The organism is Massilia luteola (genome assembly GCF_034420155.1).
In the GTDB taxonomy this organism is placed as follows: Bacteria; Pseudomonadota; Gammaproteobacteria; order Burkholderiales; family Burkholderiaceae_D; genus Telluria; species Telluria luteola.
In genome coordinates this window covers 67697-89435 of sequence record NZ_JAXOFN010000020.1, presented here as the reverse complement: position 1 = coordinate 89435, position 21739 = coordinate 67697, and the positions used below count along the sequence as shown (strand labels likewise).

The following is a 21739-nucleotide window of genomic DNA, read 5'->3' as shown; positions in this document are numbered from 1 at the left end:
GGAGAACCGATATGGCAACGAGCGCGATCACCGCACCTACCTACGACCCGACCAGTACCGCCAAGGCGCTGGCCGACCAGTACGTCTCGGGTATGCAGACCCAGCTGACCAACCAGACCACGACGGCGACCAACACCGCCAAGGCCCTGAGCACGCTGAGCGACGCGATCTCGGCCTACCAGACCGCGCTGGCCGGCATGACGGGCATCGGCCACTCGATGCTCGCACAGAGCGCGACCCTGTCCGACACGACGTTCGGCACGGCCACCGCCAGCTCGACCGCCGCCGCCGGCGCCTACAGCCTGTTCGTGCAGCAAGTGGCGACCAGCAGCCAGGTCTCGTACGACAGCCTCGCCGACGGGTCGCAGCTCGGCGGCCAGCTGACCATCAACCTCGCGGACGAAGGCGCGAACGTGAACACGGCCAACTTCGCCGTCCAGCTGGACGGCACCGCCGACACGGACGGCGACGGCAAGCTGAGCGTGCGCGAACTCGCGGCCGCCATCAACAACGCCAGCGGCAACGCGGGCAAGGTCTCGGCCGGCGTCATCACGGTCAGCGGCGCGCCGCGCCTCGTGTTGACGTCGACGAACACGGGCGTAGCCAACACCGTTTCGGTGGACGCGACCACGGCCACCGACGCCGGTCTGCAGACGGGCTTCGCGTCGCGCACCGTCATGACGGCCGCGCAGGACGCCATCGTTTATCTGGGCGACCCGACCAATCCGGCGACCGCGATGATCCAGCAGGCGTCGAACACGTTCACGAACATCGACGGCGTGACATTCACCGCGACCCATGCCCAGGCGGCAGGCAGCGCGCCGATCACGTTGACGGTCGCCGGCAACACCAGTGGCACGACGGCGAACGTCCAGGCGTTCGTCGACGCCTACAACAAGCTGAAAACGGCGCTCGACGGCCTGGTCAGCGCGGGCGACCCCAAGAACAACGTCGCCGCCGGCGCGTTCGCCCACGATTCGGGTGTGACGGCCCTGCGCAGCCGCATCGTCGACCTGCTGCGCCCGGCCGGCGTGCTGTCGCTGGCCAGCTACGGCATCACGGCCGCGCGCGACGGCACCATCAGCCTGGACTCGACCCGTTTGCAAAAGCAGCTGGCCGTGAATCCGACCGGCCTCGACACGTTGATCGGCACCGCCAGCACGTCGGCGCCGACCGGCATCGCGGGCGCCCTGAACACGTATTTGAACACGTGGAGCAACCTGACCACCGGCCAGATCCAGCAGCGTACGGACGCGAACTCGAAGCTGCAATCGGACCTGACCCAGCGCCAGACGGACATCGACGCCAAGTACGACTCGGCCTACCAGCGCTATCTGAAGCAATACACCGCCCTGCAGACCCTGCAGGCGACGATGCAAAACAATTCTTCGATGTTCAGCTCGCTGTTCAGCAGCAGCTCATCCAACTGAGAGATTCGAGATGTCTTATACCGAAGCCTACAGCAGCTATCACGCGACCAGCCTGGACGCGCAAACGTCGCGCGCCTCGCCGATCGAGCTCGTGCTGGTGCTCACCGACGGCTTGCTCGACGAACTGGCGCGCGCCCGGGCCCACATCGTGGCCAAGCGCTACGAACAGCGCGCGGGCAGCATCAACAAATGCGTCGACATCATCAATGGCCTGTCCAGCTCCCTCGATTTCGAGGGCGGCGGCCAGGTCGTGGCCAACCTCGCCAACCTGTATGACTTCTGCGTCACGCACCTGCATGGCGCCGGCATCAAGCAGGACCCGGCGATGGTCGACGAAGTCGTGAAGATCATGACCACAATCCGCCAGGGCTGGGCCGGCGTACAGGCACGCAATGGCTGACGCGAACGCCCCGCAGGCGCGGCTGGCCCGGTTGGCTCAGCTGGGCGACGCCCTGCAGGCCGCGGCAGCCCGCGAGGATTGGGACAGGCTGGGCGAACAGGCCCGCACCCTGCTTCCGGCACTGCGCAAGCTTGCCGCGCAGGGTCCGTGGACTGCCTCCGAACACGCCGCGCTGGAACGCGTGGTCGCCCTGCACGACGCGGCTGCCCAGGGCGTCGCCTCCGCCGCCCGCGCGCTCGAAGCGCGTCTGGAAGAGATGCGCGCCAACAAAGACGGCTGGATCGCCTACGCGATGTACAGCGAAACCGAACCGGACGTAAGCCAAGAATGACGATGATGCTCAACACCGTAACCCCGTCCGCATCGGCCCAGCCGGCCAAGCAAGCGAACGCGCCGGCTCCCGCCAAGGACGCGCAGGCCACGGCGGCGTCCGCCAAATCCGCAGCGCCCGCCAAATCCGCGACGCCTGCGAAGCCCGCGGCTGCCGACGCCGCCCCGGCACCGGCCCAGCCGTTCGCGCGCTGGCTCGGCCTGCAGGAAAGCGGCGCCGCCGCCCAGGCGCTGGCGGCAGCCCAGCCGGCCGCAGCGGGCACGGACGACGGCACGGCGCCGGCAGCCGCCGGCGCGCCGGCCGCGGCCGACGGCAAGTCGGCGGACGACGCCAAGACCGCAGCCACGCCGGACGGCTCCCTGCTGGCCGCGATGGCGATGCCGCTGATGCCGCTGTCGCCGCAACAGGTCACCCAGGCCGTGCAAGCCGCCCAGGGCGGCGCGCATGGCAGCGCCGACGATGCCGGCAAGTCCGACACGCCGGCCCAGCCGCTGGCGGTCTCCGGCCAGGACGGCCGCCGCGCGGCAATCGCCCTGCCCCAGGCCGCGCTCGCGCAGGCACTGCAGGCAACGCAGGCGGCCCAGCCGGATGCGACGGCTGCGAACGTGCACCTGGCCGTCCAGGGCAATGCCGCCAACGGCAACGCCGGCACCGGCACCGGCGGGCAGGACGCCAGCACGGACGGCTCCGCCACACAGAACGCGCAAGCCGGCACCAACACCGCCGCGGCTGCGGCCGTGCCGGGCGCCATGACGCTGCCGTCGGCCCAGCCGGCCGCCGACACCGTCAAGCTGGCCGGTCCGCCGACCGCATGGCGCCAGACGCTGCAGGAAACGCTGGGCGACCGCCTGAACGTCCACGTCGGCAACAACGTGCAGCAGGCGACGATCAGCATCGAACCGCCCCAGCTGGGACGCATCGACATCGCGATCCGCCACAGCGCCGGCACGCTGGAAGTGAACATCTCGGCCACCAACGGCGACGTGCTACGCCAGTTGCAGACCGTCAGCGACAACCTGCGCAACGACTTGTCGCAGCGCCAGTACACGGAGGTCGCCGTGACAGTGACCCCGGCACCCAAGAACAATGCGGCGCCGTTCGGCGATCCGCAACAGCAGGGCCGCGGCCGCCAACAGGGCCGCGACCAGGAAAACGAGCCCGGCCGCGGTCTGGCCGAGGCCGGCAATCCCGCGTCCGTGTTCCATCTCGGCCGCGACTCGTAAGCAATCGACGCATCCACAGCGCCCTGTGGCGTGAGTAACAACATGAGCAAAATGAAAATGATTATCGCCATCGCCGGCGCCGTGATCGTCAGTGCGGCCGGCGCAGGTGGCGCGGTGTGGTGGTTCATGCCCAAACCCGCGGCGGCCGCCGGCGCGGCGAAGAAGGCAGAATCGGACAAGCCCAGGGACGGCAAGCCGGTCAAGTACGTGACCCTGGACAAGGTCATCGTGATGCTGCGCCGCGGCCCTGAAGACACCGACACGCACTACCTGTCGACCGACCTCGTGCTCTCGACGGAAGTGTCGAAGGAAAAGGAAACGAAGGAAAACCTGCCGCTGCTGCGCAGCCTGGCGGTGCGCACCTTGTCGGCCTACACGATGAAGGAAGCGGCCAACATGACGGTCGAGCAGTACGCCGACCAATTGAATAAATCCTTCGACGCCAATTATGAGCACGAGCACACGGAAAAACCGTTCGTGCAAGTCATGATCGGCAAGCTGATCATCGAATAACCATCGGGGACAACGTGGGTTACATGACCGACTACGCCGACAGCTACGCCAGCAGCGAATATGCCGACGCCGCCATCCACGCGGCCATGAGCGCGGCCGAGGAGCAGAAGCACCTCGTCGCCTACGCGCCGCTCGTCAAGCGCATCGCGCGCCAGCTCACGTCGCAGGTGTCGGGCGCGATGGGCCGCGAGGACATGGAACAGATCGGATTGATGGGCCTGCTTGAAGCGCTGCGCCGCTACGGCACCCCGGACACCGGCTTTTCCAGCTATGCCTCGCTGCGCGTGCGCGGCGCGATCCTCGACGAACTGCGCCGCCAGGACTGGCGTCCGCGCGCCGTGCGCCAGGACAGCCACAAGATGCGCGACGCCGTGCGCGCCCTCACCCGCAAGCTCGGCCGCGAACCGAACGACAAGGAAGCGGCGGACGCGCTCGGCATCAACCAGGAAGAGTGGCGCCAGTTCCTGCTGGACGACTGCGCGGAGGAACTGCTCAGCTTCGACGACATGCTGCAGGAAGCGACCGAACGCGCCCACAGCGCCCCGGGTCCGGAAGAGCAGTTCATGGTGCGCCGCAGCCTCGAGCAGGCGCTGGGCGCGTTGAACGAACGCGAGCAGCGCGTCGTCCAGATGATTTATGAATTCGAGCTCAGCTACAAGGAAATCGCGGCCGTGCTCGACCTGTCCGATGCCCGCGTCTGCCAGCTCAACAAAAGTGCGCTGGCCAAGATGAAAGCGGCGCTGGCCCAGGCCTGAACGACCACAAGAAAGGTAATAATAATCATGCAAATCCTCGGCATTCTCATCGTGCTCGGCGCCGTGTTCGGCGGTTTTACGATGATGGGCGGCACAGTGAACGCCATCTGGCAGCCCACCGAGCTGATCGTCATCTGCGGCGCCGCCATCGGCGCCCTCGTGCTGGGCAATCCCAAGCACGTGCTGGCCGAACTGTTTTCCCAGACGAAAAGGATCACGCGCAAACACAGGCACGATTCCGAGTTCCAGCGCCAGTTGCTGCTCCTGATGTACGAACTGCTGCAGACGGCCGCCGGCGGCCTCAAGGCGCTCGACGCCCACGTCGAAGCGCCCAAGGACAGCCCGATGTTCCAGCGCTATCCGCTGATCCTGGAAGAGCCCAAGCTGCTGGCGTTCATCGTCGACAACTTCCGCCTGATGGCCATGGGCAAGATCAACGCCCACGAGCTGGAAGGCGTGCTCGAGCAGGAGCTCGACGCCATCCACGAAGAGCTGACCCAGCCGTCCAAATCGCTGCACAAGATCGCCGAGGCAATGCCGGGCTTCGGCATCCTCGCCGCCGTGCTGGGCATCGTGATGACGATGAACTCCGTCGGCGAAGGCGCCGACACCGCCGAGATCGCGGAACGCGTCGGCGCGGCGATGGTCGGTACGTTCATCGGTATCTTCATGTGCTACGGCGTGCTCGATCCGATCTCCGGCATGATGAAGCAGCTGGTCAATTCCGAAGCGTCGACGATGGAAACCGTGAAGGTGGTGCTGTGCACCCACGTGGCCGGCAAACCGCCCCTGCTGGCGATCGACGCGGGCCGCCGCCTGATCCAGCTGAATACCAAGCCCAGCTTCGCCCAGCTCGAAGCCTGGATCAACGCGATGGCCGACGGCGACGATGCCGGCGCCAAGCGCAAGGCCTGATCCGGACCTGGAGCAATCAGTGCAAGCAACCAAAAAAGGCCCCGAGAAGCACCACGAAGCCACCATCGTCAAACGTGGTGGCGGCAAGCATCACGAGGACGAACACGGCGGCGCGTGGAAGGTGGCGTTCGCCGACTTCTGCATGGCGCTGATGGCCCTGTTCCTCGTGCTGTGGCTGATCGCCGCACGCGACGCCCAGCAGGCCAAGGCGATCATTCGCGACAACACGGCCAGCGGCCTGATCGACGGCACCGGCGGCAAGCCGGAAGTCAAATCGAGCCCGGCCGGCAGCCTGATCGAGCGCTTCCAGCTCCCCAGGAGTAACGGCGGCAGCCAGGGCCCGAGCACCGGTAACAAATCGAACACCCCGGCCATGCGCACGAAGTACGAATCGCCGTCCGAACTGGCCGCGCTGGCGCATCAACTGGAACAGATGAGCGTGGACGCCGGTCTCGCGTCGAACCTTGCCACCGTGATCACGCCGGACGGTTTGCGCGTGATGCTGCACGACACCGACCGCCAGGGCATGTTCGTGCGCGGCAGCCCGCTGCCGACCGCCCGCTTCGCAAAACTGTTGCGCGCGATGGCACCGCTGTTCGAAAAAATGGAAAATCAGATGTTGATCGTAGGCCATACTGATTCCGTGCAGTACACTAACGCGGGACCGGCGAGCTATTCCAACTGGAGCCTGTCGGTCAACCGCGCTCTGGCTGCGCGGTCCGAGCTGCTTATCGGCGGCATGCGGGGCGAAACCATCCTGCAACAGGTCGGCATGGCCGACCGCGCCCCGATCGATGCGGCCCATCCAGATGCTGCGGCCAACCGCCGTATCGAACTCTTGATCCTGACCAGCAGGCAGGCCGCTGCCGTCAAGACCATGTTCGGCGCGCCGCCGGCGACCGACTCCCTGACAGAGGACGCGTCCACGTCCCGGACGGACGATGCAGAGCTCAAGGACCTGCGCAGCCAGATGGTAAAGAAACCATGACGATTCAATCGAAAACCCGAGGACCACGCATGAAGATCTCCAGCGCCTCCACGCCTTCCGTCTCGATCGCTCCGCAGGCAGGCGGTGCCGCCGCGCCGGCCGCGGCCCCCGCCGCGCCCGCGGGCACGGATGCCCTCGAATCCGCCGTGCTGCAGCCGGCGCAGAACGCGATCAAGGCCCTGCCCGACTTCGATGCCGCCCGTGTGGCCGAGCTGCGCGACGCGCTGGCCAAGGGCGAGCTGCCGTTCGACGCGGGCCGCCTGGCCGGCCTGATCCAGCGCTTCCACGGCAGCGGCAACAAGGCTTGACACCATGAGCCGCCTGACCCGCGACCAGGCCGTCGCGCGCCTGCTGGACGGCGTCCAGGCCGACCTTGGCGCCTGCGGGACGATCCGCGACCTGCTGGAACGCCAGTTCCAGGCCGCCCTGCGCCACCGCGGCGCGGAGCTCGCCACGCTTGCCGGACAACTCTCGCCCGAGCTGGACGCGATGGAACAACGCCGCCAGCAGCGCGTGCAGCTCGTGCGCGCCCTGCTGGGCCCGCACGCGACGATGGACGACCTGTTCGGCAGCCTGCCGACGTCGCTGCGCACGCGCGGCCGCAACGACTGGGAAACGCTCGAGACGCTCGTGCGCGACTGCAAGCAGGCGACGACGCGCAACGGCAACCTGATGGCCGAACAATTTACGATCATGCAACGCCTGCTGCACGGCGAAGACGATACCTATGCGCCACGCTGAATTCACGACGGCTATCCCCGCCCTCACCCCGACTTCGGCCACCGCGCCGACTGCGCCTTTAAGCAACGGCGGCGGCAAGTTCGGCGGCATCTTCAACGAGGTCGAGGGCGAGGTGTCCGACTTCATCCAGAATGGCGGCGGCGATTTCGCGACGAGCGCGACGCTCAGCGCCGAGGGCCGCATGTGGGCCGCGCGCAGCCAGGGCGCGACGGCCGCCGTCATGGGCGACGGCGCCGACACGTCGCCCGACCAGCAGGCTTTCCTGGCAAGCATCGCCCCCTGGGCCAAGGAAGCAGCCGACAAGCTGGGCGTGGCGCCGGAGCTCGTGTCCGCGCACGCCGCGCTGGAATCCGGCTGGGGCCAGCGTCCGCTGCGCAATGCGGACGGCAGCTCGACCTATAACCTGTTCGGCATCAAGGCCAACGCCGGCTGGCGCGGCAACGTGGCCGAGTCGGCCACCACGGAATACGTGGGCGGCGCCGCGCTCAAGACGAGCGCACGCTTCCGCGCCTATCCGGACCAGGCCAGCGCCTTCCGCGACTATGCACAAATGCTGATCGACAATCCGCGCTTCCATGGCGCGCTCGGCGCCGGGAACAATGCCCATGCGTTCGCCGCGGGCCTCGCGAAGGGCGGCTACGCCACCGACCCGGCCTATGCGGCCAAGCTGTCCCGCCTGGCCGGCAAATTACAAAACGTCAGCGGCTGATCTGCATGTCGATCGGCTCAACCGTGCCAGGTCCGGCGACACGCATGCGGACGACCTGCCCGCTGCCGGCATTGCGCACCCGCACGACAGCCCCTTTTCCGCCCGCGTCCAATGCTTCTCCGGCCATGCTGACTTCGATGCCTTCGCGCCGCGCGACCATCGTCACCGCATCGCCGCGTTTCACCAGGATCGGTGTGGCGAGCTGTCCGCTGCGCAGGATGTCTCCTGGACGCAACATACGACGAGACATTTGTCCGACCGCATCGGCCGGATTACTGACCGGATCGGCAATGTTCGAAATATCACGGCGCTCGATCGTGACTTGTGCATCCGTCAACGCCTCGTTGGCCGCGACCGGCGCCGCCGCGATCGCGACCATGGCCGACACGCGCGCGCGGACGACGTATTCGTACCGCCATCCGGGCGTGTCCGGACAGCGCGCCACGAAGCGCATCCTCTGGGGAGAACGGGTATCGAGCGGTTCGATGGCCACCTGCTGGCTGCACGGCGGCGCCGCACGCGCGGCCACGACGGCAATGTCGAATTGTGGTTCGGTCAAGCCGGACGCCGCCATCTGTCTTTCGAGTTCGGCACGGGCGGCTTGTTCAATTTGCATCGGAATCGACGGCGCTGCTGCTTGCGCGAACGCAGAAAACAGCATCAGTGACGAAGCGGCAAGGGTTGCCTTACAGAAAGCAATCATTAGAGAATAGCGGCAGCGGAAAAACCTGATTCTACCAATCACACAGAAGTTCAACCGACAGGAGTTCCTGACATGACGATTAATTTCAAAGACGCACTGGGTGTGCATGCCGACGCGCTGGAATTGCGCGCCGAGCGCACCAAGGTGTTGGCGGCGAACATTGCGAATGAAAGCACGCCCGGCTACACCGCACGCGACATCGATTTTGGCGCCATGATGCAGGATCGCATCGACACCGAGAACGGCGAGCTCAGCCTGAGCGACGACCAGCCGCTGTACCGCGTGCCGTTCCACCCGAGCGCCGACGGCAACACCGTCGAGATCGGCGTCGAGCAAGCCGCCTTCGGCCAGAACTCATCCGATTTCAATACCAGCCTCACCTTCATCAACATGCAGTTGCGTGGTCTGGCGAAAGCCATCAACGGTCAATAACAGGTCAACAATGGGCTTCAAGGACATTTCCCAGATCGCCGGTTCGGCGATGTCGGCGCAGTCGGTGCGCCTGAACACGATCGCCAGCAACCTGGCCAACGCCGACGTCGCGGCCGGTTCCGAAGCGGAAGCTTACCGCGCCCGCAAGCCGGTCTTCGCGTCCGTCATGGACAACGAAGGCAGCGCGGGCGTGCAGGTGCTCGACGTGGTCGAGAGCGCCGAGCCGCTGCGCCGCGTGCACGAGCCGGACAATCCGAAGGCCGACGCCGACGGCATGGTCTATTACACGAACGTCAACGAAGTGTCCGAGATGGCCGACATGATGTCCGCCAGCCGCGCCTTCGAAACCAACGTCGAAGTCCTCGGACGTATCAAATCCATGCAGCAGTCGCTGCTCAAGCTGGGAGATTCCTGATCATGGTGACCACCACCTCCACCACCAACAGCCAGTTCGGCACGACGGCGAACACGGCTGCCGACAAGGTGTCGACCCAGGCGCCCACCGACGCCAACAAGGACATGTTCACCAAGCTGCTGGTGGCGCAGATCCAGAACCAGGATCCGCTGTCGCCGCAGGATCCGACCCAGTTCGTCAACCAGCTGTCGCAGCTGTCGCAGACCGAGGCGCTGCAGAACCTGTCGTCGACGACGACCGCCAGCGCGACCGTCCTGCAAAGCCTGCAGACGCTGGCGATGGGCGGCCAGGTCGGTTCCGACGTGACCGTGGCGACGAGCACCATCAAGGTCGACGGCAACAAGGTGAACGGCACCGTGCAGCTGAACGGCCTGAGCGCGGGCACGGACCTGATCCTGACCGGCACCGACGGCCAGCAGCACACGATCAACCTGGGCGCCGGTTCGGGCGCCCAGTCGTTTTCCATCGACCCGGACGCCCTTGGCCTGGCGCCCGGTTCGTACACGATCCAGGCCAAGCCATCGGACGGCAGCTCGCCCACGGTCGAAGTGGCGGCGCGCCTGAACAGCGTGCGCGTCAACGGCACGCACGTCGTGCTCCAGGTGGCGAACATCGGCGAGGTCGATCCCTCGTCCGTCACGGGTTTCAACGGCAAGACGGGCTCCTGAACGGCGCCGTCCCTCTACCGCAACGCATTTAAGGAATCGACATGAGCTTCGACATCGCACTGTCCGGCATCCAGGCCATCAACGAACAACTGAACACCGTCTCGAACAACATCGCCAACGCGGCCACCTACGGTTTCAAGGCCAGCCGCGCCAACTTCGCGTCGGTCATGGCGGGCACCCAGCCCAACGGCGTGGAAATCGGTTCGGTCACGCAGAACATCAGCCAGAACGGCAGCACCCAGACGACCGGCCGCGCCCTCGACGCCGCCATCGACGGCCGCGGCTTCTTCGTCAGCGTCAACAACCAGGGCACCACGCAGTATTCGCGCGTCGGCATCTTCTCGACCGACGCCAAGGGCGTCCTGATCGACAGCAACGGCAACAAGGTGCAGGGCTACGGTCCGTCCAAGAACGGCACGCTGGGCGCGATGGGCGACGTGCAGGTGCCGACCGGCCAGATCCCGGCCGTCGCGACCACCGGCGTTTCCTACGTCGGCAACCTGTCCGCCGACTGGACCCCGCCGACGACGACCACCTTCGACGCCACCGATTCGTCCAGCTACAACATGGTCAAGCAGTCGCTCGCGTACGACTCGCTGGGCACGCAGCACACGGTGTCGCAATATTTCGTCAAGACCGGTACCAGCGCGATCGACGTGTATTACGGCGTCGATGGCGCCGCGCCGGACCCGGCGACCAAGGTGAGTCTCGCGTTCGACGCGGGCGGCCAGCTGACCGGCACCACGTCGGGGACGGTGAGCTTCACCGGCACCGGCGCCACGGCCTCATCCGTCAAGATCGACTACACCGGCACGACCTCTTTCGCCGGCGAAGCCACCACCACCACCAACCGCAGCGACGGCTATGCATCGGGCGCGTTCGTGGGCCTGACGATGTCGCCCGACGGCTCGCTCGTGGCCAAGTACAGCAACGACCAGTCGCAGGTGGTCGGCACCATCGCCCTCGCCACCTTCGCCAACGAAGGCGCGCTGTCGCCCATCAGCGAGACCAGCTGGGTCGCCAATGCCGATTCCGGTGCCGCCCTGACCGATGCGCCGGGCGTGGGCCTGGCCGGCAAACTCGCGACCGGCGCGCTGGAAGGCTCGAACGTCGACATCACGTCGGAACTGGTCGGCCTGATGACGTCGCAGCGCAATTACCAGGCGAACTCGAAGGTGCTGACCAGCGAAAGCCAGATGATGCAGGCCCTGATGCAAGCCCTGTAAGCTTGACGCCCCATGGATAAACTGATCTTCACCGCCGTCTCCGGCGCCGAGCGCCTGATGCGCTCGCAGCAGGTCCACGCCAACAACCTGGCCAACCTCGACACCGCCGGCTATCGCGCCAGCACGGAAGTGGCGACCCAGGAGCAGCTGGGCGGGTTCGGCTACGACGACCGCCACATGTCGTCGATGCAGGCCGACATGATCTCGACCCGCGCCGGCGCCATCCACGAAACCGGCCGCCCGCTCGACGTCGCGATCGGCGGCCAGGGCTACCTCGCCGTGCAGTACGGCGACAGCGAAGCCTATACCCGTTCCGGCGAAATCGAAATCGGTGCCGATGGCGCGCTGTCGGTGCACGGCCATCCGCTGCTGGGCGAAGGCGGCCCGATCGTCCTGCCGCAGCACACCGCGGTCGAGATCGGCACGGACGGCACGATTTCCGTGCTGACGGAAGGCGCCACGCAGATGCAGGTCGTCGACAAGCTGAAGCTCGTGAACGCCACGGGCGCCGAACTGACGAAAAACGACGCCGGCCTCATCGTCTCGCGCGACGGCGGCAGCCTGCCGACGGATCCGGACGTGAAAGTCCGCCCGCGCGCGCTCGAAGGCAGCAACGTCTCGGCCATCGAGGAAATGGTCGCCACCATGAGCCTGAACCGCAGCTTCGAGGTGCAGATGCGCCTGTTCAAGGCCAGCGACAGCATGAACGAAACCGGCAACAAGCTGATCGCCGGCTGACCCACGTCCCTTACAGAATCAGGAGAGAGAAACCATGAATCCAGCAATGTGGATCAGCAAGACCGGTGTGCAGGCCCAGGATGCGAAACTGCAGGCCATCGCGAACAACCTGGCCAACGTGAACACGGTCGGCTTCAAGCGCGACCGCGTCGTGTTCGAAGACCTGTTCTACCAGGTCGACAAGCAGCCGGGCGCCCAGACGGCCGACAACACCGTCAGCAACGGCGTCCAGCTGGGCAACGGCGTGAGCATCGTCGGCACGCAGAAGGTGTTCACCAACGGCAGCATCCAGACCACCAGCCAGCCGCTCGACGTCGCGATCACGGGCAACGGTTTCCTGCAGGTGCGCCGTCCGGACGGCCAGCCGGCCTACACCCGCGCCGGCCAGCTGCAGGTCGATTCGAACGGCGTGCTGGTCAATGCCCAGGGCCTGCCCCTGGTGCCGCAGATCACCATCCCGAACAACGCGACCGGGATCACCATCGGCGAGAACGGCATGGTCAGCGCGACCGTCCCGGGCACCATCGCCCCGACGGAACTGGGCCAGCTGACCTTGACGACCTTCGTCAACCCGGCCGGCCTGCAGGCCATGGGCGAGAACCTGTTCCAGGAAACGGCCGCCAGCGGCACCCCGAACGAAGGCAAGGCCGGCGACGGCGCCTTCGGCAAGATCAAGCAGGGTGCCCTCGAAGGCTCGAACGTGCAGGTCGTCGAAGAGATGGTCGACATGATCGCCGCCCAGCGCACTTATGAAATGAACACCAAGGTGTTGTCGGCTGCCGACAACATGCTGCAATACCTGTCCCAGGCTTCCCGCTGACCATGAAACGCTTCGCCCTCGCCGCCGGGATGGCGGCCAGCCTCGCGCTGACCGGGTGCGCCTCGCGCGTGCCCCTGAAGACCACCGCCCCCGCGGACGACACCCTCGCCCTGCCGAAAACGCAGCCGGCGCGCGGCGGCGTCGCGGGCGGCGTGTTCACCGCCGACACCGTCTCGCTGACCTCGGACGCGCGCGCGTTCCGCGTGGGCGACGTCGTCACCGTCCTGCTGCAGGAAACGACCCAGGCCAGCAAGAAGGCCGGGACCAGCTTCAGCAAGGGCTCGACCGCATCCGTCGCCCCCGTCAACCTCCTCGGCAAGACGTTCGGCCGCACCGGCATCGACATCAGCGGCGACCGCAGCTTCACGGGCGACGCCACCAGCACCCAGCAGAACGCGCTGTCCGGCGCCATCACGGTGCTCGTGCAGGAAGTGCTGCCGAACGGCCTGCTGCGCGTGGCCGGCGAAAAACGCCTGCAGTTGAACCAGGGCGAGGAATACCTGCGCATCAAGGGCTATCTGCGCGCCGCCGACATCGACAACGAGAACCAGGTGTCCTCGCTGCGCGTGGCGAATGCCCGCATCGCCTATTCCGGCCAGGGTTCGCTGGCCGATGCCAACACTCCCGGCTGGCTGACCCGGTTCTTCACCGGTCCATTCATGCCGTTCTGAGGACGCAATGATCCGACTCTTCCGTTCCGTTTCCCTGGCCGCGCTGCTGGCGCTGCCCGTGCTGGCCCAGGCCGCGCCGGCCGTGCCGAAGTCCGCGAGCGTGGCCCCCGCCGGCCTCGACGCGGCCATCCTCGCCCGTACCCAGCCGCTGCGCAACCTCGTCAGCGTCGAAGGCGTGCGCGAGAACCCGCTGGTCGGCTACGGCCTCGTCGTCGGCCTGAACGGCAGCGGCGACTCGACGCAGGTGAAGTACTCGAGCCAGTCGGTCGTCAACATGCTGAAGCAGTTCGGCGTCAAGCTGCCGGATGGCGAGGAAGCGAAGAACAAGAACGTGGCCGCCGTCATGGTGTCGGCCGTGTTCCCGCCCGGCTACCGCCGCGGCCAGGCGATCGACGTGACCGTCTCGTCGCTGGGCGATGCGAAAAGCCTGCGCGGCGGCACGCTGCTGCTAACCCAGCTGCGCGCGGCCGACAACGAAGTCTATGCGCTGGCCCAGGGCAACCTCGTCGTCGGCGGCCTGAACGCGTCCGGCAAGAGCGGCTCGTCGGTGACGGTGAACACGCCGACCGGCGGCCGCATCCCGAACGGCGCCCAGATCGAGCGCGAGATCCCGACCGACTTCGCCACCCGCCCGGCCGTGCTGCTGCGCCTGCGCCATCCGAATTTCGACACCGCGACCAATGTCGTGAATGCGATCAACCGCCGTTTCGGCCAGGTCGCCACCACGGCCGACGGCACCAGCGTCGAGGTCGTCGCCCCCACGAATCCGACCGAGCGCGTCGCCTTCGTCGCCAAGCTCGAGAACATGGCGGTGGAAGCGGGCGAGGAAGTGCCCCGCGTCGTATTCAATTCGCGCACCGGCACCGTCGTGATCTCCGACGGCCTGCGCGTGAAATCGGCCGCCATCACCCACGGCTCGCTCAAGGTCGTGATCTCGGAAAGCTCGGCCGTCAGCCAGCCGGGGCCGTTCTCCAAGGGCCAGACCCAGGTGACGCCGCAATCGAAGGTCTCGGTCGACCAGGGTTCGGGCCAGATGTTCCACTGGCCGGCCGGCGCCCGCCTGCAGACCATCATCGACACGGTCAACAGTCTCGGCGCTTCGCCGGACGACATCATGGCCATCCTGCAGGCGCTCGACCAGGCCGGCGCAATCGAAGGCGAACTGGTGGTGATCTGATGCTCAACAACGTCAATGCCATCGAACCGGGCAAACCGGACCAGGCCGCGGAACAGGACAAGGTCGCGCCCGCCGCAGATAAGGCCTATATTGCCAAGGCCACCAAGGCCGCCGTCGAATTCGAGAGCTTTTTCATCTCGCACATGCTGCACCAGATGCGCGAAAGCACGCGCGCCATCGCGCCGGACGACAGCCCGACCAAGGACAAGGTCAACCAGGACATGACCGACATGGTGGACAACATGTTGGCGGGAAATATGGCGCACCAGCGGGCCTTCGGCGTCGCCGACGCGATTTTGCGGCAGATATTGCCGGCACCGCTTAATAAATCGTCTTGAATGGTCGCCTGTTAATACTGATCACGCACACGAGAGACTCGCACGATGAGCATCCTGAACAACGCCCTGTCCGGAGCGGTCGCTTCGCAACTGGCCCTGTCGGCCAGCAGCCAGAACATCGCCAACCTGCAGACCAAGGGCTACACCCGCCAGTCGGCGCTGCTGAGCGCCGTCGCGCCCGCGGCCGGTTCGGCCCAGGCCGGCAACGGCGTGCGCGTGACCGAACTGATGCGGTTCTCCGACAGCTACAAGACCCAGCAGATGTGGCGCAGCGCCTCCGACCTGGGCGCGCACTCGCAGACCCAGCCGTATCTGACCCAGCTGGAACAGGTGATGGGCGACGACACCGCCAGCCTGTCGAGCGGCGTCGACGCCTTCTTCGCGGCGCTGAACTCGGTGGCGGGCGTCGATCCGACGTCGACCCCGCTGCGCCAGCAGGTGGTGACGGCGGCCGGCCTGCTGTCGCAACGCTTCAACAGCCTGAACAATGTGTACAACGCCCAACTGCAGTCGGTGCGCCAGCAGCGCAGCGCGCTGGTCGATTCGGCCAACAGCGCGATCGCGTCGATCGCGTCGCTGAACGCCCAGATCGCCAACGCCAACGCCACCGGCAGCAACGCCTCGGCCCTGGTCGACGCGCGCGACCTGGCCATCGACGGCCTGGCAGGCCAGATGGGGCTGGAAGTCAGCGACCAGCCGGACGGCACCCGCAATGTCTCGCTCAAGTCGGGCCAGTCGCTCGTGCTGGGCGGCGTGGCCGGCAAGCTGTCCGTCACCGGCGGCGCCGCGCAGACGTTCAGCCTGACGTTCGCCGGCAGCTCGTTCGATCTCGATACGACCAAGGCCGGCGGCCAGCTGGGCGGGCTGTCGGCCTATGAACAGGACACGCTGCTGCCGCTGCAGCAGGGCGTAGCCGACATGGCCCAGCAGATCGCCGAGAAGGTCAACACCCAGCTCGGGGCCGGTTTTTCCATGGACGGCGCTCCCGGCAAGCCGCTGTTCGTCTACACCCCGGGCAACACCTCGAACATGCTGCAGGTGGCGGATGGTTTCCAGACGTCGGACCTCGCGTTTTCGGGCGACGGCACGCCGGGCGACACCGGCAACCTGCAACAACTGGTCGACATCAAGAGCCAGTCGATCACGCTGACCAAGATCGGCACCGTGATGATCGGCGACGCCGACACCCAGCTCGTCGGCCGCCTCGCCGTCGACAGCCAGCAAAACAAGAGCGCCCTCTCCACCGCGCAGACGATGCGCGACCAGTCCGAAGCGGACTGGCAGTCGACGAGCGGCGTCAACCAGGACGAGGAAGCCGTGCACCTCGTCGAATACCAGAACATGTACCAGGCCAACATGAAGGTGATGTCCGTCGCGAACGCGCTGTTCGACGCCACCTTGCAGATGATGGGTTAAGGGAGAGAAGCATGCGTATCGCCACCAGTCAATACCAGGCGATGATGACTCAATCGCTCCAGATCAACCAGGAGCGCATCACCTATGTGACACAGCAGATGGCCAACGGCAACCGCATCCAGGTGCCGTCGGACGATCCGGTCGACAGCGTGCGCCTGTCGCGCCTGAAACGCGAGGAATCCACGATCACGCAATACCGCAGCAACATCGCCGCCGTGCAGGAACGCATGGCGAAGAACGAAGGTTCGCTGCAAAACATGGTCAACGACATGAATTCGGGCCGCGACCTGCTCGTGTGGGCGTCGAACGGTTCCAACACGTCGCAGGACATGAACGCGATGGTGACCTCGCTGACCTCGCTGCGCGACAGCCTGATGTACAACGCGAACTCGAAGGACCAGGAAGGCCGCTACATCTTTTCCGGCACCGTGACGGATACCCCGGCCATCGCCTACGATGCCAGCGCCGCACCCGGCTCGCGCTACAGCTATTCCGGCAATACGAACGACCAGATGGTCGTCGTGGGCAACGGCATCACCCAGGTGGGCAACCAGAACGTCAGCGGCCTGGAAACACTGCTGAACCAGCTCGACCAGACGATCAGCACGCTGTCGGCCAGCAACGTCGACGCCAACGATCCGACCGTGCGCAGCACGCTGAAGGACAACCTGGACGGCTTCGATACGGCGATGGGCCTGATCGGCGGCAAGGTCGCCGTGATCGGCGGCCAGCAGAACATCCTCAAGACGATCGACGCCAACCACGAGAACGTCAGCCTGGCCAACCAGACGGCGATCCTCGACATCGGCCAGCTCGACGTCGGCTCCGCGGCGATCGAGTTGAACGGCTACCAGACGGCCCTCGAGGCCAGCTACAAGGCCTACAGCAAGATCGGCAACCTGTCCCTGTTCTCGGCGCTCTGACGGCCATGGATACCACACTTCGACCCACGTCCGCCGGCGGAACCGGCACCCTCGGCACCCGGACGACGGCATCGTCCCCGCTCCTGCCGGCCCGCGCGACCGACGTCGCCGCCGACGCGACGGCGGCCAATGCCGCGACCGCCCCGGCGACCGCGGCGCCCCTGCGCAGCAACGGCGCCGCGGCGAAAATCGCCGGCGGCCTGCAGGACCAGGTGGCGCGCGCCCAGCAGGCGCTCGACTACCTCGACCGGGTGGCCACCCAGCTCGAAACGCTGAAGGGCGAACTCACTGCCAAGCTGGCCGGCACCCGCGCCGGTTCGCGCCTGCAACTCGAGGTGCATGCCCGGCAGCTGACCCAGACGCTGTCCGCGCGCAAGAAGGATGGCGGCGGCGGCGTCGACAGCAACCTGAATTACTCGACGAAACCGGCCGTGCAGCGCTTCCGCATCCGCGGCCTCGACATCGCCGGCATCAAGAAAAGCGCGCCGCAGACCATTTCGTTCTCGGTCGGCGGTGCCGGCGGGCCGCAGATGTCCGTCAACATCGAGCCGGACCAGTCGAGCGCGCAAGTCGCCCGCGCCCTCGACCGTGCCCTCGCCCCGATGGGCGTGCACGCTAGCCTGGACGACAACGGCGAACTCGTGTTCTCGACGCCGGAATCGAACTGGTCGTCCGTCAAGGACAGCATCGCCGTGAGCGGCCGCGGCCGCGTGACGACCGACGAAGTGCCGGCGAACCTGGCACCCCAGCAATGGAACGTGAGCGCGGACACCGGCAACGCCGACGCCCTGCGCCAGAGCCTGCGCGAAGTGGTGCAGGCCCTGGAACGCGTGCACCGTTCGCAGGCCGCGGCCAGCAGCGCCGTGCAGGCCGCCACCTCCCAGGTGGCCGCGGCCGAGACGCCGCCGCCGGACGTGACGCTCGCGGCCGACGACTTCGGCAAAGCCGCCGCCAGCACGGATTACGAGTCGCTGCTGGCGCTGACCTCGGCGCTCGTCGGTGTCAGCCGCGATCGGGTGCTGGCGCTGCTGGGCCTGCGCTAACATCACCGCCCTTCTCCGTGGTCGCCGGCCTCGCCGGCCGCCTTGGCGGGGATCCAACTCCGGCCTGCGCTGTCGAGACGCCGGCAAAATCGGGTCCCGGGCTTTGCCGGGAGTCGTTTCCGGCAGTGCCGGGAACGACGCGCTTACCGCGTGATCGGCTTCACGCTGATCGTCGTCCCGCGCAAATCGATATCGTGGATCTCGATGCTGCCGAACGTCGGCCCCGGATGGCTGCCCACGCGGATGTTGCGGAAGCTGATCTCGCCGATCGTGCTCGGCAGCCGCAGCGTGACCGAGCCGTCCTTGTTCAGGGTCGCGTGCGAATTGTCCGGATCGTAGCTGACGTCGCGCACCGTGGTGTCGGCCGACAGCATCAGCGCGAGCGGATTGAACAACGTCGCGAGCTCACCCAGCACACGCACACCGTCGTTCGGCAGCGCGTGCTGCACGGCGGTCTGCAGGCCGTGCTGGCCGCCCTGCGCGCCCAGGGCGATCAGGCGCAGTTCGGCCTGGCGCGCCTGGTCGCGCAGCGCGTCGTCGTCGCGGCCCTGCGCCGTCACCTCGCCCAGTTCAGCATCGGACAGCGCACGCAGGCCGCGCCCGAATTCCCGTTCGCCCTCGCGCTCCCCGCCTATGCGCGTGGAGACGCCCGCCGCCGGTGCCGCCGCCACCGCCGCATAGGCGTGCAGGGGCCCGAGCAATGCCGTCGCAAGTGCCGCCGCCATGCGCAGGCTGCGCTGGCGCCGCACGGCGCCGCGCACCTGCGCCTGCGTGATCAGCTTCATGTCGGCCAGGATCTCGCCCAGCCGGCGTCCGCTCTGCGCCTGCGCGCGGATTGCCGCGTCCAGCTGTTCCTGCGAGATCAGCTTCTTCTCGATCAGGATCTGGCCGAGCCGGGACCTGTTGGTACTGCGTGTCGTCCAGTCGCTCATCCCCGCCTCCTCAGGTCGTGGTCGTTACTGCCCGACGGCCGCGCGCAGCTTGAGGCCGACGCGATTCTGCAGTGCCGTCATCTTGGGCTGGATCTGCGCCGCATTCGCCTTGGCGACGTTTTCGCCGACCGCCTTCTTCAGCTCCGGCACGACGCCCTCGAACTTGGCCAGCACGGGCGATTCGAGAATGCCCGCCAGCTGCTTCAACTCGTCCTCGCTGAATTTCTGCGCCAGCAGCTGCGCCACGCTGGACTGCACGATCGCGTGCGTGCTGGTGCGCAGGGCCGGCCCTTCCTGCTCGATGAACTTCGTCGCTTCCGCGGTGATGTCCTTCATCGTCGCGTCCTGTTTCTCGGCCGGCACGCGGCTCTGCACCACCACGCGCGACTGGCGCAGCATGTCGGCCACGGGCGTCTGCAGCATCTGCAGGCCGACGGCGTCCAGCGCCATCTTGTCCAGCACGCGCTGCACGAGCGCCTGCTTGGAGGCCGGCACGCCATTCATGCCTTCCGCGTTCGCGCCGCCCGCCAGGCCGATGCCGGCGCAGGCCATCGTCACACACATCTTTCGAAACATCGTCGTCTCCACAGGAAAAGTCAAAGCGAATTCAAAACGGCCGCGTGTACGAGGCGCCCGCGTACTTCACGATCAGGCTGCCGGACACGTTGGTGGCCGCATAAGGGTTGTAAATCAGGTTGAAGAAATTGTCGCAGTTGAGGTTGCAGTCGCTGCGCGCCGGGATGTTGTACGTGCCCTTCATGTAGCTGCCCGTCAGGTTGACTTCCCCGCCGTCGTCGAAGCGGTAGCGCAGGCCCACGCTCCTGAGTTTCGTGTCGGGCAGCGGCGCGAGAAGACTCATCTGGTTGCCCGGGATGGAGCTCTTGCGCGGCTCGTAGCCCAGGCGCAGCGCGAGTTTCTTCGTCAGGTTGATCTGGGTGCCGAAGCTATAGTTGACGACGCTGCGGAACCCCATCTTGAACGTGGCCTGGCTCGAATTCGCATAGCCGAACAGGCGCGCCATCTCGAGCAGCTTGACGCTGCGGTCGAATTCGAACGTCAGCTGGTTCCACTGGGCCCAGTCGGCATAGCTGACGTCCGCGTTCAGCTGGACGTAATCGGTCAGCATCAGCTTCATGCCGGCCTGCACGCGCCACGGGAACGGGATCCTGGCCGTCATGTTCCCCGACTGGTATTCCGGGATCTCCTGCGGCATGCCGGTGACGGCGCCGACGATCGGCCCGAGCAGGCTGGAATTCAGCCCGCGCACGAAGCTGCGCAGCATCGGGTCGCTGTGGAACATGTACGACCCGGTGTAGGTCGTGCGCGCGCCGCCCTGGTACACGAGGCCCAGCGCGAACCACTTCTTCGGCTCCCACAGCACGCCCACGTTGACCGTCGGATCGAACGATGCGCGCAGGTCGAAGTCGATGTTGGCCGCGCGCTTGAACGGATTGACCATGCCTTCCGGACCGCCGCCGCACAGGCCGAACGTCAAGGTGTCGATCACGGTACCGTTGCCGTTCGGGCAGACGGCCTTCTGCAGCTGGCCGACGGTGCCCAGCAGCTTGTTGGGCGCGCGGAAGTCGGTGTTGATGGCGAAGGCGGAATAGGCGATCGGCACCGAGATGCCGATCTTCAGGGTGTCCGACACCTTGTACGCGGCCGCCGGCGACAGGTACACGAGCCGCTGCAGCTGGACCAGGCGGCCGTCGAAGCGGGCCGGGTCGTCCGGGTCCTTGGTGCGGTCGATGCTCATCGCGGCCGACAGATAGACCATCGTGCCGAAGGTCCAGCGCGAACCGGGCGCGTTGTACGACATGCCCATGCCCGGCACCAGCACGGCCGGCAGGCGCGCCTTGGGGACGCCGTAAAACGGGATGTAGAGGGCCTGGCGCACCGGCCCGCTCGATTTGCCGTTGATCGGGTCGTCCTTGAAGCCGCCGATGTCGATGTCGGGCGCCGAGACGAAATGGTTCGGGTTGCGGATCGCCGCCATGAACACGGAATCGATGTGATGCGTGCCCGTCAGGCGCGCGAGGCCGGCCGGGTTGAAGTGGATCGATTCGATCCCGGGCGGATCGGCCGTCACCGCATTCCCCATCGCCATCGCGGTGGGACTGGTGGCGAGGTTGTCGGTGACGCCGGCATGCGCGCCCGGCGCCAGCGCGGCGGCCAGCCCGGCGAGCGCCAGCGCGCGCACGGCGATCGAAGACGGCACGGCGGTCATGGGAT

The 21739-nt window shown here is 66.7% G+C and carries 27 protein-coding genes; 23 read left to right on the top strand and 4 right to left on the bottom strand.

Features of this window, described 5'->3' with window-relative positions; all coding sequences use genetic code 11:
- Positions 1–11: 11 nt before the first annotated feature.
- From fliD to U9J41_RS19595, 11 genes are read left to right on the top strand one after another with little or no spacing between them, the layout of a single operon-like run.
- Entirely contained in the window at positions 12–1430 is a 1419-nt protein-coding gene (fliD, locus tag U9J41_RS19645; protein WP_322403852.1) for a flagellar filament capping protein FliD, read from the top strand.
- Positions 1431–1440: 10 nt separating this feature from the next.
- Positions 1441–1830, top strand: coding sequence for a flagellar export chaperone FliS (gene fliS / locus U9J41_RS19640; protein WP_322403851.1), 390 nt, complete (start codon positions 1441–1443; stop codon positions 1828–1830).
- Positions 1823–2161 carry a hypothetical protein gene (locus U9J41_RS19635; protein WP_322403850.1) on the top strand — a complete coding sequence of 113 codons (339 nt, stop codon included), beginning with the start codon at positions 1823–1825 and terminating at the stop codon, positions 2159–2161. Before fliS ends, U9J41_RS19635 begins: the two co-directional genes overlap by 8 nt.
- 2 nt (positions 2162–2163) lie before the next feature.
- Positions 2164–3384, top strand: a complete 1221-nt coding sequence (locus tag U9J41_RS19630; RefSeq protein WP_322403849.1) for a flagellar hook-length control protein FliK — start codon at positions 2164–2166, stop codon at positions 3382–3384.
- Positions 3385–3435: 51 nt separating this feature from the next.
- Positions 3436–3897 (top strand): flagellar basal body-associated FliL family protein, encoded by a 462-nt coding sequence (locus tag U9J41_RS19625; protein WP_307188978.1) that lies wholly within the window; start codon positions 3436–3438, stop codon positions 3895–3897.
- 23 nt (positions 3898–3920) lie between these two features.
- Entirely contained in the window at positions 3921–4652 is a 732-nt protein-coding gene (locus tag U9J41_RS19620; RefSeq protein WP_322403848.1) for a FliA/WhiG family RNA polymerase sigma factor, read from the top strand.
- A gap of 24 nt (positions 4653–4676) precedes the next feature.
- A complete protein-coding gene (gene motA, locus U9J41_RS19615; RefSeq protein WP_056439133.1) occupies positions 4677–5567 on the top strand; it encodes a flagellar motor stator protein MotA in 891 nt (296 codons plus the stop codon).
- The gene (locus U9J41_RS19610) at positions 5542–6555 is read left to right on the top strand and encodes a flagellar motor protein MotB (RefSeq protein ID WP_322403847.1); all 1014 of its coding nucleotides are present in this window, start codon (positions 5542–5544) and stop codon (positions 6553–6555) included. Before motA ends, U9J41_RS19610 begins: the two co-directional genes overlap by 26 nt.
- Before the next feature lie 29 nt (positions 6556–6584).
- Entirely contained in the window at positions 6585–6863 is a 279-nt protein-coding gene (flgM, locus tag U9J41_RS19605) for a flagellar biosynthesis anti-sigma factor FlgM (RefSeq protein WP_322403846.1), read from the top strand.
- Positions 6864–6867: 4 nt separating this feature from the next.
- A complete protein-coding gene (gene flgN / locus U9J41_RS19600) occupies positions 6868–7296 on the top strand; it encodes a flagellar export chaperone FlgN (protein ID WP_322403845.1) in 429 nt (142 codons plus the stop codon).
- Entirely contained in the window at positions 7283–8005 is a 723-nt protein-coding gene (locus tag U9J41_RS19595) for a glycoside hydrolase family 73 protein (protein WP_322403844.1), read from the top strand. Before flgN ends, U9J41_RS19595 begins: the two co-directional genes overlap by 14 nt.
- On the opposite strand, the gene flgA is transcribed toward U9J41_RS19595, so the two are convergent.
- Entirely contained in the window at positions 7995–8666 is a 672-nt protein-coding gene (flgA, locus tag U9J41_RS19590) for a flagellar basal body P-ring formation chaperone FlgA (RefSeq protein ID WP_322403843.1), read from the bottom strand. The two genes, U9J41_RS19595 and flgA, sit on opposite strands and share 11 nt — an antisense overlap.
- 114 nt (positions 8667–8780) lie before the next feature.
- Here flgA and flgB point away from each other — a divergent pair, with 114 nt between their 5' ends.
- The 12 genes from flgB to U9J41_RS19530 are packed head-to-tail and all read left to right on the top strand — an operon-like array spanning position 8781 to position 18575.
- A complete protein-coding gene (flgB, locus tag U9J41_RS19585; protein WP_322403842.1) occupies positions 8781–9140 on the top strand; it encodes a flagellar basal body rod protein FlgB in 360 nt (119 codons plus the stop codon).
- A 10-nt stretch (positions 9141–9150) separates the two neighbouring features.
- Positions 9151–9555, top strand: coding sequence for a flagellar basal body rod protein FlgC (flgC, locus tag U9J41_RS19580; protein ID WP_322403841.1), 405 nt, complete (start codon positions 9151–9153; stop codon positions 9553–9555).
- Between the two features lie 2 nt (positions 9556–9557).
- On the top strand, positions 9558–10223 hold the full coding sequence (locus tag U9J41_RS19575; RefSeq protein WP_322403840.1) for a flagellar hook capping FlgD N-terminal domain-containing protein: 666 nt from the start codon (positions 9558–9560) through the stop codon (positions 10221–10223).
- A gap of 41 nt (positions 10224–10264) precedes the next feature.
- Positions 10265–11449 carry a flagellar hook protein FlgE gene (locus U9J41_RS19570; RefSeq protein WP_322403839.1) on the top strand — a complete coding sequence of 395 codons (1185 nt, stop codon included), beginning with the start codon at positions 10265–10267 and terminating at the stop codon, positions 11447–11449.
- A 12-nt stretch (positions 11450–11461) separates the two neighbouring features.
- Positions 11462–12187: a flagellar basal body rod protein FlgF gene (locus U9J41_RS19565; protein ID WP_322403838.1), complete on the top strand. Its 726-nt coding sequence runs from the start codon at positions 11462–11464 to the stop codon at positions 12185–12187.
- A 34-nt stretch (positions 12188–12221) separates the two neighbouring features.
- Positions 12222–13007, top strand: a complete 786-nt coding sequence (flgG, locus tag U9J41_RS19560; RefSeq protein WP_322403837.1) for a flagellar basal-body rod protein FlgG — start codon at positions 12222–12224, stop codon at positions 13005–13007.
- Between the two features lie 2 nt (positions 13008–13009).
- On the top strand, positions 13010–13678 hold the full coding sequence (flgH, locus tag U9J41_RS19555; RefSeq protein ID WP_322403836.1) for a flagellar basal body L-ring protein FlgH: 669 nt from the start codon (positions 13010–13012) through the stop codon (positions 13676–13678).
- Between the two features lie 7 nt (positions 13679–13685).
- Complete coding sequence (locus U9J41_RS19550; RefSeq protein WP_322403835.1) at positions 13686–14855, top strand: flagellar basal body P-ring protein FlgI; 1170 nt, start codon at positions 13686–13688, stop codon at positions 14853–14855.
- Complete coding sequence (locus tag U9J41_RS19545; protein WP_322403834.1) at positions 14855–15193, top strand: rod-binding protein; 339 nt, start codon at positions 14855–14857, stop codon at positions 15191–15193. Before U9J41_RS19550 ends, U9J41_RS19545 begins: the two co-directional genes overlap by 1 nt.
- Before the next feature lie 45 nt (positions 15194–15238).
- Complete coding sequence (gene flgK / locus U9J41_RS19540; protein WP_322403833.1) at positions 15239–16609, top strand: flagellar hook-associated protein FlgK; 1371 nt, start codon at positions 15239–15241, stop codon at positions 16607–16609.
- 11 nt (positions 16610–16620) lie between these two features.
- The gene (gene flgL, locus U9J41_RS19535) at positions 16621–17532 is read left to right on the top strand and encodes a flagellar hook-associated protein FlgL (protein ID WP_322403832.1); all 912 of its coding nucleotides are present in this window, start codon (positions 16621–16623) and stop codon (positions 17530–17532) included.
- Between the two features lie 5 nt (positions 17533–17537).
- On the top strand, positions 17538–18575 hold the full coding sequence (locus U9J41_RS19530; protein WP_322403831.1) for a hypothetical protein: 1038 nt from the start codon (positions 17538–17540) through the stop codon (positions 18573–18575).
- A 143-nt stretch (positions 18576–18718) separates the two neighbouring features.
- Here the strand turns inward: U9J41_RS19530 and U9J41_RS19525 are convergent, their stop codons facing one another.
- From U9J41_RS19525 to U9J41_RS19515, 3 genes are read right to left on the bottom strand one after another with little or no spacing between them, the layout of a single operon-like run.
- Positions 18719–19507 (bottom strand): cyclic di-GMP-binding domain-containing protein, MshE-related, encoded by a 789-nt coding sequence (locus U9J41_RS19525; RefSeq protein WP_322403830.1) that lies wholly within the window; start codon positions 19505–19507, stop codon positions 18719–18721.
- A gap of 24 nt (positions 19508–19531) precedes the next feature.
- On the bottom strand, positions 19532–20083 hold the full coding sequence (locus U9J41_RS19520) for a DUF2059 domain-containing protein (RefSeq protein ID WP_322403829.1): 552 nt from the start codon (positions 20081–20083) through the stop codon (positions 19532–19534).
- A gap of 31 nt (positions 20084–20114) precedes the next feature.
- Positions 20115–21734, bottom strand: a complete 1620-nt coding sequence (locus U9J41_RS19515; RefSeq protein WP_322403828.1) for an OmpP1/FadL family transporter — start codon at positions 21732–21734, stop codon at positions 20115–20117.
- Positions 21735–21739: the final 5 nt, after the last annotated feature.

Excerpts from the sequence above, each read along its gene's own strand:
- fliD (WP_322403852.1), top strand. The coding sequence starts at position 12 with ATGGCAACGAGCGCGATCACCGCACCTACCTACGACCCGACCAGTACC.
- fliS (WP_322403851.1), top strand. The coding sequence starts at position 1,441 with ATGTCTTATACCGAAGCCTACAGCAGCTATCACGCGACCAGCCTGGAC.
- U9J41_RS19635 (WP_322403850.1), top strand. The coding sequence starts at position 1,823 with ATGGCTGACGCGAACGCCCCGCAGGCGCGGCTGGCCCGGTTGGCTCAG.
- U9J41_RS19630 (WP_322403849.1), top strand. The coding sequence starts at position 2,164 with ATGATGCTCAACACCGTAACCCCGTCCGCATCGGCCCAGCCGGCCAAG.
- U9J41_RS19625 (WP_307188978.1), top strand. The coding sequence starts at position 3,436 with ATGAAAATGATTATCGCCATCGCCGGCGCCGTGATCGTCAGTGCGGCC.
- U9J41_RS19620 (WP_322403848.1), top strand. The coding sequence starts at position 3,921 with ATGACCGACTACGCCGACAGCTACGCCAGCAGCGAATATGCCGACGCC.
- U9J41_RS19610 (WP_322403847.1), top strand. The coding sequence starts at position 5,542 with ATGCCGGCGCCAAGCGCAAGGCCTGATCCGGACCTGGAGCAATCAGTG.
- flgM (WP_322403846.1), top strand. The coding sequence starts at position 6,585 with ATGAAGATCTCCAGCGCCTCCACGCCTTCCGTCTCGATCGCTCCGCAG.
- flgN (WP_322403845.1), top strand. The coding sequence starts at position 6,868 with ATGAGCCGCCTGACCCGCGACCAGGCCGTCGCGCGCCTGCTGGACGGC.
- U9J41_RS19595 (WP_322403844.1), top strand. The coding sequence starts at position 7,283 with ATGCGCCACGCTGAATTCACGACGGCTATCCCCGCCCTCACCCCGACT.
- flgA (WP_322403843.1), bottom strand. The coding sequence starts at position 8,666 with ATGCTGTTTTCTGCGTTCGCGCAAGCAGCAGCGCCGTCGATTCCGATG.
- flgB (WP_322403842.1), top strand. The coding sequence starts at position 8,781 with ATGACGATTAATTTCAAAGACGCACTGGGTGTGCATGCCGACGCGCTG.
- flgC (WP_322403841.1), top strand. The coding sequence starts at position 9,151 with ATGGGCTTCAAGGACATTTCCCAGATCGCCGGTTCGGCGATGTCGGCG.
- U9J41_RS19575 (WP_322403840.1), top strand. The coding sequence starts at position 9,558 with ATGGTGACCACCACCTCCACCACCAACAGCCAGTTCGGCACGACGGCG.
- U9J41_RS19570 (WP_322403839.1), top strand. The coding sequence starts at position 10,265 with ATGAGCTTCGACATCGCACTGTCCGGCATCCAGGCCATCAACGAACAA.
- U9J41_RS19565 (WP_322403838.1), top strand. The coding sequence starts at position 11,462 with ATGGATAAACTGATCTTCACCGCCGTCTCCGGCGCCGAGCGCCTGATG.
- flgG (WP_322403837.1), top strand. The coding sequence starts at position 12,222 with ATGAATCCAGCAATGTGGATCAGCAAGACCGGTGTGCAGGCCCAGGAT.
- flgH (WP_322403836.1), top strand. The coding sequence starts at position 13,010 with ATGAAACGCTTCGCCCTCGCCGCCGGGATGGCGGCCAGCCTCGCGCTG.
- U9J41_RS19550 (WP_322403835.1), top strand. The coding sequence starts at position 13,686 with ATGATCCGACTCTTCCGTTCCGTTTCCCTGGCCGCGCTGCTGGCGCTG.
- U9J41_RS19545 (WP_322403834.1), top strand. The coding sequence starts at position 14,855 with ATGCTCAACAACGTCAATGCCATCGAACCGGGCAAACCGGACCAGGCC.
- flgK (WP_322403833.1), top strand. The coding sequence starts at position 15,239 with ATGAGCATCCTGAACAACGCCCTGTCCGGAGCGGTCGCTTCGCAACTG.
- flgL (WP_322403832.1), top strand. The coding sequence starts at position 16,621 with ATGCGTATCGCCACCAGTCAATACCAGGCGATGATGACTCAATCGCTC.
- U9J41_RS19530 (WP_322403831.1), top strand. The coding sequence starts at position 17,538 with ATGGATACCACACTTCGACCCACGTCCGCCGGCGGAACCGGCACCCTC.
- U9J41_RS19525 (WP_322403830.1), bottom strand. The coding sequence starts at position 19,507 with ATGAGCGACTGGACGACACGCAGTACCAACAGGTCCCGGCTCGGCCAG.
- U9J41_RS19520 (WP_322403829.1), bottom strand. The coding sequence starts at position 20,083 with ATGTTTCGAAAGATGTGTGTGACGATGGCCTGCGCCGGCATCGGCCTG.
- U9J41_RS19515 (WP_322403828.1), bottom strand. The coding sequence starts at position 21,734 with ATGACCGCCGTGCCGTCTTCGATCGCCGTGCGCGCGCTGGCGCTCGCC.